A 15,255-nucleotide genomic window follows, 5' to 3' on the forward strand; every position below is an offset into this window, starting at 1 on the left:
CCGACCATGGCAGCGAACCAGATAGGTTCAAACCTATTGACATTTCCGTGCATATATGGAACATTGCAGGAACATCGGGAGCAGCATATGGTCAAGACACACAAGCGCGCGGCCAAGCCCGCGGGCGCCACCGCCCGGGCGCACGGCAAGGACGGCCCCCAGATCGTCCGCACCGCCGGCCACCGCTGGAGCGACGAGGCCGAGGCGAAGTTCCTCGATCACCTCGCCGCCAGCTGCAACGTCACCGCCGCGGCGGCCGCCGCCGGCTTCAGCGGCGCCGCGCTCTACCAGCGCCGCCGCCGCGACCCCGGCTTCGCCGAACGCTGGCAGCTCGCGCTCGACCAGGGCTATGCCCGGATCGAGGAGCTGCTCGTCCGCCGCGCCACCGAAACGCTCGAGGGCCACGTCCCCGACACCGCCACGCCGATCCCCGACATGACCGTGCGCGACGCCATCTCGGTCCTCGGCCAGCACCGCAACAATGTGAAGGGCGAGGGCCGCCGCCAGGGCTGGCGCGGCCGCCCGCGCACGCTGGAGGAGATGCGCGACTCGATCCTCTTGAAGCTCGAGGCGATCGAGGCCCAGCGCCGCCGCGAGGAAGCCGGGCGTGCCTCGTAAGCCCGCGCCGACCCGCCGCCAGAAGCTGCGCGCCGGGGGACAGCTGCTCCCCCGCGACACCGCGCTCGTCCCCTGGCTCCTCACCCTCGCGCCGCACCTGCGCCGCCGCGCGGTCGAGCTGCTCGGCGAGGCGGAGCGCGACGCGCTCGACCGCGCCTGGCCGCAATGGGCGCATGCCGGCCAGCTCGCTCCGCCCGGCGACTGGCACACCTGGGTGCTGAAAGCCGGCCGCGGCTTCGGCAAGACGCTCGCCGGCGCGCAATGGATCACCGCGCTCGTCGCCGCGAACCAGGGCGCCGCCCAGCCGCTGCGCATCGCGCTGGTCGGCGCCACGATGGAGGACGCGCGCCGCGTGATGGTCGAGGGCAAGAGCGGCCTGCTCGAGGTCGCCGACGCCTGGATCCGCGACTGGACGCCGAGCTTCCACCGCCTGCGCTTCCGCACCGGGGCGGAGGCGGTGCTCTTCTCCGGCGCCTCGCCCGAGCGGCTGCGCGGCCCCGAGCATCATGTCGCCTGGTGCGACGAGCTCGCCAAATGGGCGCGGCCGCAGGAGACCTGGGACATGCTCCAGCTCGGCCTGCGCCTCGGCGAGCGCCCGCGCGCGCTCGTCACCACCACGCCGCGTGCCGGCACGGTGCTGAGCGCGATCATGGCCGATCCCGGCACGGTGGTGACCAGCGGCGCCACCCGCGCCAATCCGCACATCTCGGCGGCGTACAAGGCCCGCGTCGAAGCCCTCTACGCCGGCACCCGCCTCGGCCGCCAGGAGCTCGAAGGCGAGCTCCTCCCCGATGCCGCCGGCGCGCTGTGGACCGTCGAGCTGATCGAACGCAGCCGCATCAAGCCCCCGCCCGCCTGCGGGCGGGCGCCGGAGGGCGCCGGCCCGAGTGACTCCCCCCAGACTCCTTCCCGCCACGGGGAGGTGGCAGCGCGCAGCGCTGACGGAGGGGGCCCAGCCCCAGGCGGCTCCCCCGACACGGCCCCCCAAATTCCTCCCCCCGAGGGGGAGGGGGACCGCGAAGCGGTGGAGGGGTATTCGCCCCGGGCGACGCCGCTTGCCGAAACGCCCGCGCCGCCAGCCCGCGGCGACTCCCCCTCCATGGAAGCCATGCAAAGAACCCTCATCGCCGTCGACCCGCCCGCCGGCGACGGCACCTGCGGCATCATCGCCTGCGCGCGCGACGCGAGCGGCATCGCCCATGTCCTCGCCGACCACAGCGTCGCCGCGCGCTCGCCCGAGGGCTGGGCGGCGGCGGTCGCCGCGGCGGCGGCCGCGCACGGCACGCACGAGGTGGTGGCGGAGGCCAATCAGGGCGGCAGGATGGTGAAGGCGGTCCTCCTCGCCGCCGGCCCCGATCTCCAGGTCCGCCTGGTCAACGCCCGCCAGGGCAAGACCTTGCGCGCCGAGCCGGTCGCGCACCTCTTCGAAGCCGGCAAGGTCCGCCTCCACGGCCGCATGCCCGAGCTCGAGGCCCAGCTGCTGGGCCTGATCGCCGGCGGCGCGTACGAGGGCCCGGGAAAATCGCCCGATCGCGCCGACGCGATGGTGTGGGGCGTGGGCGAGGTGATGAAGGCGCGCGGGGTGGGGGTGCGGGGGGTGTGAGGGGGGGCGACGGTCACGCTGGGTGTAAAGACCGCTACCGGGTCACGGTGCCGCGTTCCTCAGAAGCCGTGACACCAAGTCAGCAAGTTCGGCTGCTCTCTTTGTCCGTCGATATCCCAACTCACTCTTAAGGATCAGCAGTTCGACCACATTATGCTCATTGGCGCGAGTAAGTATTTCAAGTGCGTCGATCGGAAGGTGACCTAGCGGCCGACCGCTCTTCCCTCCACTCCGGCGCATTGCTTCAATCAACCTTCTCGATCGGCAAGTCGATCTCACGCATGATCCGGTCGGTCTCAGTGAGGATCTTCACGATCTTCTGATAATGGCCGATGTCGTCCCATGAGAGCGTGCGGCTGCGGCGGTCCTTGAGCCACTTCTGCGCTGGCTGATAGCCGCCGATGTGGAAGGTCCACGCGATCTCCGGCACGTCAGCGAAGTACTGGTCCTTGTTAATGTGGACTTTTCCGCCTTGGAACTTCGGGAAGCCGGCTGCGACAACGTCGTCGCCTTCGCCGTGATAGGGATAAGGGGTTTCGCCAATGGCTGCGGCCTCCATCAGGTGCAGGCGGCGCAGCTGTTCGCCCTTTTCGCCGACATGATAGAAGACCTCTGGTGAAGGTGGGTAGGGAATGCGCGGGAAGTCCATCTTGAGGAACTCGGCGAAGGTCTCGCGATAGGCGGGCGCGTGGAGCACGCCGTAGATATAGTCGAAGACCTTGACCTCACTCGGCCGCGTATCGCCGGTGGCGGCGCGGAAGTCGCCGTCCGGCGCGGCCTGATTGGCGGAGTCTATCCCGGCGGCGGCGCAGATGGCGGCGTAGAGCTTGGGGTCGAGGTTGAGCCGGATGGATTGGTCGAGAGTACCTTCCTCGGGGTAGAGGTAAAGCGGGAAAACGTACGCGCCGCCCCGCCGGAAGAAGTTCAGTTCGGTCACCCGATCAACCAGTCCTACGGCATCAAAGCCGGGCGACCCGATTGATCCGGCGTTCCCGCTCAACGTGAACGCGATGTTTGTGTGGTGGAATAGGTGCTTAGAAACGCGCTCACGGCGGTGCACGGCAACGTTGCGATTGAACACAGTCCAACGTCGATCCAGCGGGCGATAACACAGTTCTGTGAGTTGCTCTCGCCATTTGCCATCGGCGAGTTCCCGTTTGGCTCGGGTGTACAACCATTGGCTCTGCGCGCACAGCCTAAATAACCTCCGGGCGTCGAGCTCGGAGGGGGTTGCGAGAAAGCGCTCAACCTTCTCGATTGCTTCGCCTCTCGTATCTGAGATTGCGAAGTCATCGTGCTGGGTAGCAAAGCCGGGCGCGGGCTTTCCGTTCACAGACATCAATTCAGCCACCAAGAACCCTGACGAGTAGCGCTTCTCAAGTTCTCCGCCGCTCGGGGCATATCGGCCGCTCGGATCATCCTTTGCCACTCCGCTGGGTTTCAGTGACTGCGGCGAGTTTGCCCAAAGAGCTTCGTACTTGCTGTCGCGCGTACCCCAGAGTTCGGCGTGGTGAACCGCAGCAGGTTCTCCTTTGTTGGCTTTGTCGGTTCTCCGCTTTACCGCGATGATGATCGCAACGCCTTGCTGAATGTCGAACACGTTCTTGTCCGGGGAGCCGTCCGGACTGACCTCCTTTTTCTTTGTGTTGCCGTGCAGGTCGAGCACAAAGATATGATCAAAGGTTTCGCGGAGATGGCGCCGCATGTCGAGGAAAGTGGGATTGTCTAGGTAACCGTGGTTGGTGATGAAGCCGAGCACGCCCTCGCCATTCTTCTCAATGAGATGTTCCGACATACGGATGAACTTAACATAGTCGTCGGAAAGCCACTTGGCCTGCGCGGGCCGCTTCAATTCCGGGCTGACCTTGTAATCTGCCATAAGCGCCTCAATCCAATCGCCGAAATTGGATGAGTGCCCCGAATAAGGCGGATTCCCGATCACGCACATGATCGGCGTCTGACGCTTTACCTCGCTGGCGCCGCGCGCCTCCTCCGCGAGCGGTTGGAAAAACAGATCGCGCACTTCGCGCTCGGCGGGCTCCAGCGCGTTGGTCAGCCAAACCGACAGGCGCGGCGGGTTGGCGCTCGGCTTGTAGCCTGTCTGGTCGAGCATCATGTCGAGCTTCATGTGGCACATGGCGTAGCTGGCCATCAGCAACTCGAAGCCGTGCAGGCGCGGCAGCAGGTCCTGCTCGACATAGCTCGACCACTTGCCCGGCGCGCGCGCCTTCACTCGATCGGAAATGAGCTGCGCCGCTTTGGCGAGGAACGTGCCCGTTCCCGTTGCCGGGTCAAGAATCTGAACCTTGTGGACTTCTTTTTTGATCGTGCGGGGCTTGCCGGTCTTGGGGTCGTCTTGCCCAGTGTCCCAATCGACGGTCACCTTGCTGGTGTCCGCCAGCCCGTCCGCCAGGCCGAACTCCGTTTTGAGCACGTCGTCCACCGCACGGACGATGAAGTCGACCACCGGCTCGGGTGTGTACCAGACCCCGCGGCTCTTGCGCTTCTTCGGGTTGTAGGCGGCGAGGAAGTCTTCGTAGAAATGCACGAAGGGGTCGTTGCGTGCGGTGAACTTGCCGAAGTCGCGGAACAGTGAGTGAGGGTCGCTGGCGCGCATCACCTGCACCAGGTCATCGACGATATAGACCAGCCGCTTTGGCAGGCCGGGCCCAGCGATATATTCGAACAGCCCTTTCAGGAACGGGTTGGAGGCCGGAAGGTCCTCCATCGCTTCCTGCCGGCTGAAGGTGTTCAGATCGGTGTCATGGAAGCGGGCCGCGAACATGCCGTAGGTAATCGTTTCGGCGTAAATGTCGGCAAACTCGTCAGGCTCGAGGTGCGGCAGCAGGTTGGCCATGAAGCTCCTGTACTGGCCGCCAAGGCCGGAGCGGAACTCAGGGTCCTCGGCCAGCGCGATGGCGATCTCGTCCTTGATGATCGCGGCCTTGGCAGCCATCATCTCGGCGAGCTTCGCCGCCGAGCGGATACTGATTGGTTTCTGCTCGGCGAACAGGCGGAGCTGACGCTCCAACTCCTCGAATCGTTCCGGGCGCGGCTGCAGGCCCATCACGAAATCGGCGATCGAGACGAAGTGGACGCTCTCGCCTTCGCGGATGAACTCGAAATCGACGCCGTTGGTATAGATCAGGTTCGGATAGGCGCGCTCGTAACGCTTGCGCTGCTCGACCGAATAGCCCTTGAGGCGGATGACGTCCTTGTCGATATCCTTGGCCTCCGCCCAACCGAACGGCACTTCGCCGCGGTTGAACAGGAAATCGGGCATGCCGCCTTCGGACTTCTTCGGCTCGTTGATGACCGTGAGCGCGGGGTCGATGCTGCGGAACAGCGCGTGAAGCGCGGGGCGATAGCTATGTTCGGTGGCATGGCCGCTGTCGTAGGCCGCGCGAACCTGTTCGAGATAACCCGCAATATCCATCAGATAGCCCCTCCGCCATCACTTTGACGGGATGACTTTGAAATGAAAAGGGCCGCCCGATTGGACGGCCCCTACATCTGCGATTGGCGCTCGACTACTGATCCAGGAACGACCGCATCTTCCTTGACCGGCTCGGGTGCTTGAGCTTGCGCAGCGCCTTGGCCTCGATCTGGCGGATGCGTTCGCGGGTCACGCTGAACTGCTGGCCGACTTCCTCGAGCGTGTGGTCGGTGTTCATGCCGATGCCGAAGCGCATGCGCAGCACGCGCTCCTCGCGCGGGGTGAGGCTGGCGAGGACGCGGGTGACCGTCTCCTTGAGGTTCGCCTGGATCGCCGCGTCGACCGGGATGATCGCGTTCTTGTCCTCGATGAAGTCGCCGAGATGGCTGTCCTCCTCGTCGCCGATCGGCGTCTCGAGGCTGATCGGCTCCTTGGCGATCTTCATCACCTTGCGGACCTTCTCGAGCGGCATCGACAGGCGCTCGGCCATCTCCTCGGGCGTGGGCTCGCGGCCCTGCTCGTGGAGGAACTGGCGGCTGGTGCGCACGAGCTTGTTGATCGTCTCGATCATGTGCACCGGGATGCGGATGGTGCGCGCCTGGTCGGCGATCGAGCGGGTGATCGCCTGGCGGATCCACCAGGTGGCGTAGGTCGAGAACTTGTAGCCGCGGCGATACTCGAACTTGTCCACCGCCTTCATCAGGCCGATATTGCCCTCCTGGATCAGGTCCAGGAACTGCAGGCCGCGGTTGGTGTACTTCTTGGCGATCGAGATCACGAGGCGCAGATTGGCCTCGACCATCTCCTTCTTGGCGATCCGCGCCTCGCGCTCGCCCTTCTGCACCATGTTGACGATGCGGCGGAACTCAGTGAGCGCCATGCCGGTCTGCTGGCTGATCTCGCTCACTTCGACGCGGATGCGGTCGACCGCCGCGGCCTCGTTCGTGGCAAAGGCGGCCCACTTCTTGTCCAGTCCGCCGACCGCGCCGAGCCACTGCTCGTCGAGCTCATGGCCCATATAGCGGTCGAGGAAGTCCTTGCGGTTGACCTTGTGCCGCTCGGCGAGGCGCAGCATCTGGCCGCCAAGCGCGGTCAGGCGCCGGTTGAAGCTGTAGAGCTGGTCGACGAGATACTCGATCTTCGCCTGGTGGAACTGCACGGACTCGACCTCGGCGGTGAGATCCTCGCGCAGCTTCTGGTACTTCTTCTCGTCCGCGGCCGACAGCTCGCCGCCCGCCGCCATCGCGTCGAGCCGCTGTTGCTGGACCTTGCTGAACTTCTTGTAGATCGCGGTGATGCTGGCGAAGCGCTCCAGCGCCTGCGGCTTGAGCGTCTCCTCCATCTGCGCGAGGCTGAGGGTGTTGTCCTCCTCGTCGTCGTCGGAGGGACGCGGCGCACGGCGCTCGGTGAGCTCATCGTCCTCGTCGTCGGCGGGCGCCTCCTCGGGCTCCTCCTCTTCCTTGAACGAGGCGCCGGCGGTCTTCTCGCTGATCTCGCCCGAATCGTCGTCCTCGGCGCCCTCGACCTGCTCGGCCGACGGACCCTTGGAGAGCATCGCGTCGAGATCGAGGATCTCGCGCAGCTGCATCGTGCCTTCGTTGAGCGCGTCGGACCAGCCGATGATCGCGTTGAAGGTGATCGGGCTCTCGCACAGGCCCAGGATCATCGTGTCGCGGCCGGCCTCGATGCGCTTGGCGATAGCGATCTCGCCCTCGCGGCTGAGCAGCTCGACCGCGCCCATCTCGCGCAGGTACATGCGCACCGGATCGTCGGTGCGGTCGACGGTTTCCTTCTTCTTGGTCTCGAAGGCCGGGGCGCTGTCGTCCTGGCCGTCGCCGCCGTCGATCTCGTCGGGGGTGTCGTCCTCGGGCTCGCCGTCTTCGCCGGCATCCTCATTCTCGACGACGTTGACGCCCATGTCGCTGAGCGCGGACATCACGTCCTCGATCTGCTCCGAGGTGAACTGGTCCTGCGGGAGCATCTCGTTGAGCTGGTCGACGGTGATGTAGCCGCGCTTCTTGGCGCGCGCGACCAGCTTCTTGATTGAGCCTTCGTTGAGATCGATGAGCGGCGCGTCGCCCGCCTCGGTCGTGTCCGCGCCGTCCGTCATGATTGCCTTTGCCATCGAATGCCTTTGTATCGGATGGCGGCTATTATACGCCGCCTATTCGCTGAATTACGTCTCGTCCGCAAGCATCAGATTCGCGAGCCGCGCCTCGAGCTCCGCCTTGCGCCGCACGAGCGTCACCTGACGCTCGAACGCCTCGTCGCTGAAACGCGCCTGAACCGCCGCCGTTGCCTCGGCCAGGGCAGCATCGACCTGCGGCCTCGCCACCAGCACCGCGATCGCCTCACCCAGATCGAGCGCAGCACGCCCCGCATCCCAGTCTTTCTGCGTGAAAGTAAAGGGAAGCGTGTCGGCGCGCAGCAACTCGGCTGCTTGTCTGTCGAAACCGGACGCCGCCAATATGGTGCGCAACCGAGCGGTATCAAGCGCCTGATCTTCCAGCGCAACGTCGACCACGGCCTCGAACAGCCGGCCGAGCGCGCCGTCCGCGAGACGCAGGCTCGAGAGCGTCTCCATGTGCCGGGCTATCTCGGCGGGATGACGGATCAGTCCGGCGAGCACCGCCTTGGCCAGCACCCGGTCGATGCCGGTCGCGCCGAGCGCCTGCACGGTGGGGCTGGGCGGCGGCTCGGGCGGCAGCCAGCGCTGGCCGGGACGCGCGCCGCGCATTGGCGTGCGCGGCGCGAAGCTGCGCGGTGCGGGCGCGAAATGCGCGTCCCAGCGGTTGCGGAACTCGGCGACGTATTCGTGGCGGACATTGCCGTCCTGGATCGTCGCGGCGAGATCGGAGAGGCGGCGCTTGAGCCCCGCGCGCGCCTCGGGCGTGTCGAGTGGTTCGGCGGCGAGCTCGTGCTGCCAGAGACGGTCGGCGAGCGGCTGCGCGGCCTGGAGCAGTGCCTCGAACGCTTGCGGGCCCGAGCTACGCACCAGATCGTCGGGATCCTGGCCGTGGGGCAGCGTGACGAAGGCGAGGCTGCGGCCCGGGCCGAGATGGGGCAAAGCGCGGTGTGCGGCGCGGATCGCAGCCTTCTGCCCCGCGGCGTCGCCGTCGAAGGCGAGCAGGGGGATATCGGCCATCCACCACAGCCGCTCGAGCTGGTGCTCGGTCAGCGCGGTGCCGAGCGGCGCGACCGCCTCGCCGAACCCGGCCTGGGCGAGCGCGATCACGTCCATATAGCCCTCGACCGCGATCACCCGCCCGGTCTTGCGCGACGCCGCCTGCGCGCGGTCGAGATTGTAGAGCGTGCGGCCCTTGTCGAAGAGCGGGGTCTCGGGGGAATTGAGGTACTTCGGCTCGCCCTCGCCGATGATGCGCCCGCCAAAGCCGATCACCCGGCCGCGCGCGTCCTTGATCGGGATCATCAGCCGCCCGCGGAAGCGGTCGTATGGCTCCTTGCCCTCGACCTGGATCAGCATCCCGGCCTCGATCAGCATCGGGTCGCCATAGGTTTTGAGCGTCTCGCGCAGCTTGGCGCGCGAATCCGGCGCATAGCCCATGCCGAAGGCGCGGGCGGTGTCGGCGGTGATCCGCCGGCGTTCGAGCAGCGCGCGCGCCTCCGCGCCGGCGAGGCCATGGAGCTGGTCGACATAGAATTTGGCCGCGTCGGCCATCGCCTCGTGCAGCCCCTTGGCCTTCTCCGCCTTCTCCGCGGCGCGCGGATCGGCCTGCGGCACGTCCATCCCCGCGGCAGCTGCCAGCTCCTTCACCGCATCCATGAAGGGCAGGCCCTGCTGGTCGGTGAGCCAGCGGATCGCGTCGCCATGCGCCCCGCAGCCGAAGCAATGGTAGAAGCCCTTGTCGTCGTTGATCGTGAACGACGGCGTCTTCTCGTTGTGGAAGGGGCAGCACGCCTTCCACTCGCGCCCGGCACGCGTGATCTTCACGCTGCGCCCGATCAGCGCCGAGAGCGTGGTGCGGGCGCGCAGTTCGTCGAGAAAGGCCGGCGTCAGCGCCACCTCAGGAAAGCGCCGCCTTCACCAGCCCCGACGCCTTGCTCATGTCGAGCTGGCTCGCGTGGCGCGCCTTGAGCTCGGCCATCACCCGGCCCATGTCCTTCATGCCCGAAGCGCCCAGCTCGGCCTTGATCGCCTCGATCGCGGCCGTCGTCTCCGCCTCGCTCATTTGCGCGGGGAGGAAGCGCTCGATCACGGCGACCTCGGCCTTCTCGGCGTCGGCGAGTTCCTGGCGGCCGCCCTTCTCGTACATCTCGATCGATTCGCGGCGCTGCTTGACCATCTTCTGTAGCACCTCGACGACCAGCGCGTCGTCGTCGGCGACGGGCGCCTGGGTGCGCGCCTCGATGTCGCGGTTCTTGATCGCGCTCTGGATCAGGCGGATGGCGGCGGTCCCTTCCTTGTCGCCGCCCTTCATGGCGGTGACGAGAGCGGCCTTGATGTCGTCGCGGATCATGTTGTTCTACCCACAGGTGAATCGGAATTATCCGCCATTAGACCCCGCAGGCGGTTGACGGGAAGGGGGGAGGGGTCTAGCGGGCGGCACTTAGCACACATTGCCGGAAACCCCCGTAGGAGCGCCCTCTCATAATGGCCGACGCGACGCCTTTTACCGTGCGCATTTGTTTCTCGCATCGGACCGTCCGGTCATGACTGCGTCATCCCCGGCCTACGATGCTCCTGAAGGAGCTACAGGCGTTCTTGTTCTTGTGTCGGGCGAAGTGATCTGGGGACGCGGTTTCGGCGCGGAGGGCAATGCCGCGGGCGAGGTGTGCTTCCACACCGCGATGACCGGCTATCAGGAGATCATGACCGACCCGTCCTTCGCGGGTCAGATGATCTGCTTCACCTTCCCCCATATCGGCAATGTCGGCGCGAACCCGGACGACGTCGAGGCGGACATGCCCCATGCGCTCGGCATGATCGTGCGCGAGGACGTGACCGAGCCCTCCAACTTCCGCAGCGTCGAGCGGCTCGACGACTGGATGCGCAAGCACCAGCGGATCGGCCTGGCCGGGATCGACACCCGTGCCCTGACCCGCCGCATCCGTGGGCAAGGCGCGCCCAACGGGGTGATCGCGCATTCGGCGAGCGGCGAGTTCGACCTCCCGTGGCTGCTCGAGCGCGCCAGGGCGTGGCCGGGGCTCGAGGGCATGGACCTTGCCATCACGGTCACCACCGAGACGCATTTCGGCTGGGAAGGCGGGGTGTGGCGGCTGGGCCAGGGATATGGAAGTTCACACAAGCTTGACACTGTCGGTGCCAAGCGCCCGCATGTCGTCGCGATCGATTATGGCAGCAAACACAATATCTTCCGTAACCTTGTTAAGGCTGGTGCTGAGGTAACGGTGTTGCCCGCGACCGCGACCGCCGAGCAGGTGCTGAGCTTCGACCCCGACGGCATCTTCCTGTCGAACGGCCCGGGCGACCCCGCCGCGACGGGCGAATACGCCGTGCCGGTGATCCGCGAGCTCTTGGCGACGAAGAAGCCGCTGTTCGGCATCTGCCTCGGCCACCAGCTGCTCGGCCTCGCGGTGGGCGCGCAGACGACGAAGATGTTCCAGGGCCATCGCGGCGCCAACCACCCGGTCAAACGCCTCAGCGACGGCGCGGTCGAGATCACGTCGATGAACCACGGCTTCGCGGTGGATCGCGACACGCTGCCCGCGGGCGTGACCGAGACGCATGTGTCGCTGTTCGACGGCAGCAATTGCGGGATCGAGATCGACGGCGGCCGCGCGTTCAGCGTGCAGTACCACCCCGAGGCGTCGCCGGGGCCGCAGGACAGCTTCTATCTGTTCGAGCGGTTTGTGGGGATGATGCGGTGAGTGGTGACGAAGTTCTTGCAAGAATTCTAAGCCGTGACGGTCTCTATTGGCGCTATCCCGATGATGATCGCGACGACCCCACCTCGCCGAGATGGGTCGAGATGCGGATCGATGCACCAGTCGATCGGGCACACGAGGCCCGAAATGTTCTTGAAGCTGCGGGTTGGAGATTAGCCTCGCAGCCCGACGATCCCGTCGACCCGTTGCAACGGCTCTATTTCAGCAAATTCCAGCCCCTGGATACCGAGCAAAGGGAAGCCATGCTGACTGCTGGATACAAGGCAGCGGCCGCATCTGACGGCCAGCTTCGTACCTGGATCAATCTCGACGACGAGAACTCGAACTAATGCCCAAACGCACCGACATCTCCTCCATCCTCGTCATCGGCGCTGGTCCCATCGTGATCGGGCAGGCGTGCGAGTTCGACTATTCGGGCACGCAGGCGATCAAGGCGCTCAAGGAAGAGGGCTATCGCATCGTCCTGGTCAATTCGAATCCGGCGACGATCATGACCGATCCCGAACTGGCCGACGCGACCTATGTCGAGCCGATCACGCCCGCGGTGGTCGCCAAGATCATCGAGAAGGAGCGGCCCGACGCCGTCCTGCCCACGATGGGCGGGCAGACCGCGCTCAATACCGCGCTCGCGCTGGCGCGGGACGGGACGCTGGAAAAGTTCGGCTGCATCATGATCGGCGCCGACGCCGAGGCGATCGACAAGGCCGAGGATCGCCTCAAGTTCCGCGAGGCGATGGACAAGATCGGGCTCGACAGCGCGCGCTCGGCGATCGCGCACAGCGAGGCGGAGGCGCTCGAGGGGCTGGAGAAGGTCGGGCTGCCCGCGATCATCCGCCCGAGCTTCACGCTGGGCGGCACCGGCGGCGGCATCGCCTACAACAAGGAAGAGTTCGTCGAGATCGTCCGCAAGGGGCTCGACGCATCGCCGACCACCGAGGTGCTGATCGAGGAATCGCTGCTCGGCTGGAAGGAATATGAGATGGAGGTCGTGCGCGATCGCAACGACAACGCCATCATCATCTGCTCGATCGAGAATGTCGATGCGATGGGGACGCATACCGGCGATTCGATCACGGTCGCGCCCGCGCTGACGCTGACCGACAAGGAATATCAGATCATGCGCAACGCCAGCATCGCGGTGCTGCGCGAGATCGGCGTGGAGACCGGGGGCTCGAACGTCCAGTTCGCGGTCAATCCCAGGGACGGCCGCCTGATCGTGATCGAGATGAACCCGCGCGTGTCGCGGTCCTCGGCGCTGGCGTCGAAGGCGACCGGCTTCCCGATCGCCAAGGTCGCGGCCAAGCTGGCGGTGGGCTACACGCTCGATGAGATCGAGAACGACATCACCGGCGCCACGCCGGCGTCGTTCGAGCCGACGATCGACTATGTCGTCACCAAGATCCCGCGCTTCGCGTTCGAGAAGTTCAAGGGTGCCGAGGCGACGCTGGGCACCGCGATGAAGTCGGTCGGCGAGGTGATGGCGATCGGCCGCAACATCCATGAATCGATGCAGAAGGCGCTGCGCGGGCTGGAGACGGGGCTTTCCGGCTTCAACAATGTCGAGCATCTGCAGGGCGCACCGCGCGACGTGATCGAGGCGGCGCTGGCCGTGCGCTCGCCCGACCGGCTGCTGATCGCGGCGCAGGCGCTGCGTGAGGGCTTCACCGTCGCCGAGGTGCACGCGCTGGCCCAGTACGACCCGTGGTTCCTCGAGCGGATCGCCGAGATCATCCGCGCCGAGGACGAGGTCGCCGCGAACGGTCTGCCGCGCGACGCGGCGGGGATGCGCAAGCTCAAGTCGATGGGCTTCTCCGACAAGCGCCTCGCCTGGCTGGCGCTGCAATCGGCCAATCTGCGCGAGGGCGCCGGCCCGATGGCGCGTTCGTCGGGGCTGATCGGCGAGGTGGTCAAGGCGATGACCGGCGGCGTGACCGAGGCCGATGTGCGCGCGCTGCGCCACAAGCTCGGCGTGCGCCCGGTATTCAAGCGCATCGACACCTGCGCCGCCGAGTTCGACGCGAAGACGCCGTACATGTACTCGACCTATGAGGCGCCGAGCTTCGGCGAGCCCGAGAACGAGGCGATGCCGTCGGATCGCAAGAAGATCGTGATCCTCGGCGGCGGGCCCAACCGGATCGGGCAGGGGATCGAGTTCGACTATTGCTGCTGCCACGCCTGCTTCGCGCTGGCGGACGCGGGTTTCGAGACGATCATGGTCAACTGCAACCCGGAGACGGTGAGCACGGACTATGACACCTCCGACCGCCTCTATTTCGAACCGCTGACCGCCGAGGACGTGCTCGAGATCCTCGAGGTCGAGAAGTCGAAGGGCGAGCTGGTCGGCGTGATCGTCCAGTTCGGCGGGCAGACGCCGCTCAACCTGGCGCGCGCGCTGGAGGCGGCGGGGATTCCTATCCTCGGCACCTCGCCCGACGCGATCGACCTCGCCGAGGACCGCGAGCGCTTCGCCGATCTGGTGGCGAAGCTCGGCCTCAGGCAGCCCGCCAACGGCATTGCGCGCAGCCGCGAGGAGGCGATCGCGGTGGCCGAGCGCATCGGCTATCCGGTGCTGACGCGCCCGAGCTATGTGCTCGGCGGCCGCGCGATGGAGATCGTCGATACGGTCGAGCAGCTCGACCATTATATCCAGACCGCGGTCCAGGTATCGGGCGACGCGCCGGTGCTGATCGACCAGTATCTGCGCGACGCGGTCGAGGTCGATGTCGACGCGATCGCCGATGGCGACGACGTGGTGGTCGCGGGCGTGCTCCAGCATATCGAGGAAGCCGGCGTCCATTCGGGCGACAGCGCCTGCTCGATCCCGCCCTACAGCCTGCCCGCCGAGGTGATCGCCGAGATCGAGCGCCAGGCGGATGCGCTCGCGCGGGCGCTCAAGGTCAAGGGGCTGATGAACATCCAGTTCGCGGTCAAGGACGGTCAGGTCTACCTGATCGAGGTCAATCCGCGTGCGTCGCGCACCGTGCCGTTCGTCGCCAAGGCGATCGGCACGCCCATCGCCAAGATCGCGAGCCGGGTGATGGCGGGCGAAAAGCTGCGCGACCTGCCCAAGATCGACCGCGACATCGACTATATCGCGGTCAAGGAGGCGGTGTTCCCGTTCAACCGCTTCCCGGGCGTCGATCCGGTGCTGTCACCGGAAATGAAGTCCACCGGCGAAGTGATGGGAATCGATCGTGATTTCCCGATCGCCTTCGCCAAGTCGCAGCTCGGCGCCGGAATGACCCTGCCGCAGGGCGGCCGGGTGTTCGTCAGCGTCAAGGACGGCGACAAGCCGGTGATCCTGCCCGGCGTGCAGATCCTGGTGGAGCAGGGGTTCGGCATCGTCGCGACCGGCGGCACCGCGGACTATCTCGCGGCGCACGGCGTGCCGGTCGAGCGCGTCAACAAGGTGGCGCAGGGCCGCCCTCACATCGTCGACCGCATCCGCGACGGCGATATCGCGCTGATCTTCAACACCACCGAGGGTTGGCAGTCGCTCAAGGATTCCGAATCGATCCGCGCCTCGGCTTTGTCGCTCAAGATACCGTATTTCACGACCGCTCCGGCGAGCGTGGCGGCGGCGCGCGCCATCGCGGCGCTGTCAGGGCAGTCCCTTGAAGTCCGTCCCCTGCAAGCCTACTATTCGCATTCGCACAATTGATCCCCCACAACGGAAGTTAAGGTGCGGGCGGGCCAATTCTGGCACGCCGGGGAAAGGGGTTTTTGACGA

The 15,255-nt window shown here is 66.3% G+C and carries 9 protein-coding genes; 5 read left to right on the plus strand and 4 right to left on the minus strand.

Translation table 11 applies throughout. The features are described from left to right. Positions 1-87 precede the first annotated feature (87 nt). Positions 88-618, plus strand: coding sequence for a hypothetical protein (locus ACO227_RS14555; protein ID WP_423602626.1), 531 nt, complete (start codon positions 88-90; stop codon positions 616-618). Next, positions 608-2,221, plus strand: coding sequence for a terminase large subunit domain-containing protein (locus ACO227_RS14560; RefSeq protein ID WP_423602628.1), 1,614 nt, complete (start codon positions 608-610; stop codon positions 2,219-2,221). The genes ACO227_RS14555 and ACO227_RS14560 overlap by 11 nt, the downstream gene beginning before the upstream one ends. A gap of 244 nt (positions 2,222-2,465) precedes the next feature. On the opposite strand, the gene ACO227_RS14565 is transcribed toward ACO227_RS14560, so the two are convergent. From ACO227_RS14565 to ACO227_RS14580, 4 genes are all read right to left on the minus strand, one after another. After that, positions 2,466-5,657 carry a type ISP restriction/modification enzyme gene (locus ACO227_RS14565; protein WP_423602630.1) on the minus strand — a complete coding sequence of 1,064 codons (3,192 nt, stop codon included), beginning with the start codon at positions 5,655-5,657 and terminating at the stop codon, positions 2,466-2,468. A gap of 94 nt (positions 5,658-5,751) precedes the next feature. Continuing rightward, a complete protein-coding gene (gene rpoD / locus ACO227_RS14570) occupies positions 5,752-7,782 on the minus strand; it encodes an RNA polymerase sigma factor RpoD (protein ID WP_423602632.1) in 2,031 nt (676 codons plus the stop codon). Between the two features lie 51 nt (positions 7,783-7,833). Then, the gene (gene dnaG, locus ACO227_RS14575; RefSeq protein WP_423602634.1) at positions 7,834-9,681 is read right to left on the minus strand and encodes a DNA primase; all 1,848 of its coding nucleotides are present in this window, start codon (positions 9,679-9,681) and stop codon (positions 7,834-7,836) included. A gap of 1 nt (position 9,682) precedes the next feature. Next, a complete protein-coding gene (locus ACO227_RS14580; protein ID WP_423602636.1) occupies positions 9,683-10,135 on the minus strand; it encodes a GatB/YqeY domain-containing protein in 453 nt (150 codons plus the stop codon). Positions 10,136-10,328: 193 nt separating this feature from the next. Between ACO227_RS14580 and carA the strand changes: the two genes are divergently transcribed. From carA to carB, 3 genes are read left to right on the plus strand one after another with little or no spacing between them, the layout of a single operon-like run. After that, the gene (gene carA, locus ACO227_RS14585) at positions 10,329-11,507 is read left to right on the plus strand and encodes a glutamine-hydrolyzing carbamoyl-phosphate synthase small subunit (protein ID WP_423602637.1); all 1,179 of its coding nucleotides are present in this window, start codon (positions 10,329-10,331) and stop codon (positions 11,505-11,507) included. Continuing rightward, positions 11,504-11,854 (plus strand): hypothetical protein, encoded by a 351-nt coding sequence (locus tag ACO227_RS14590; protein WP_423602639.1) that lies wholly within the window; start codon positions 11,504-11,506, stop codon positions 11,852-11,854. The genes carA and ACO227_RS14590 overlap by 4 nt, the downstream gene beginning before the upstream one ends. Beyond that, the gene (carB, locus tag ACO227_RS14595) at positions 11,854-15,186 is read left to right on the plus strand and encodes a carbamoyl-phosphate synthase large subunit (protein WP_423602641.1); all 3,333 of its coding nucleotides are present in this window, start codon (positions 11,854-11,856) and stop codon (positions 15,184-15,186) included. Before ACO227_RS14590 ends, carB begins: the two co-directional genes overlap by 1 nt. Positions 15,187-15,255 lie beyond the last annotated feature (69 nt).

Source organism: Sphingomonas sp. MS122 (assembly GCF_049532975.1).
Taxonomy (GTDB): Bacteria; Pseudomonadota; Alphaproteobacteria; order Sphingomonadales; family Sphingomonadaceae; genus Sphingomonas.

Coding starts and splice junctions, on each gene's coding strand:
- ACO227_RS14555 (WP_423602626.1), top strand. CDS start 88: ATGGTCAAGACACACAAGCGCGCGGCCAAGCCCGCGGGCGCCACCGCC.
- ACO227_RS14565 (WP_423602630.1), bottom strand. CDS start 5,657: ATGGATATTGCGGGTTATCTCGAACAGGTTCGCGCGGCCTACGACAGC.
- rpoD (WP_423602632.1), bottom strand. CDS start 7,782: ATGGCAAAGGCAATCATGACGGACGGCGCGGACACGACCGAGGCGGGC.
- ACO227_RS14580 (WP_423602636.1), bottom strand. CDS start 10,135: ATGATCCGCGACGACATCAAGGCCGCTCTCGTCACCGCCATGAAGGGC.
- carA (WP_423602637.1), top strand. CDS start 10,329: ATGACTGCGTCATCCCCGGCCTACGATGCTCCTGAAGGAGCTACAGGC.
- carB (WP_423602641.1), top strand. CDS start 11,854: ATGCCCAAACGCACCGACATCTCCTCCATCCTCGTCATCGGCGCTGGT.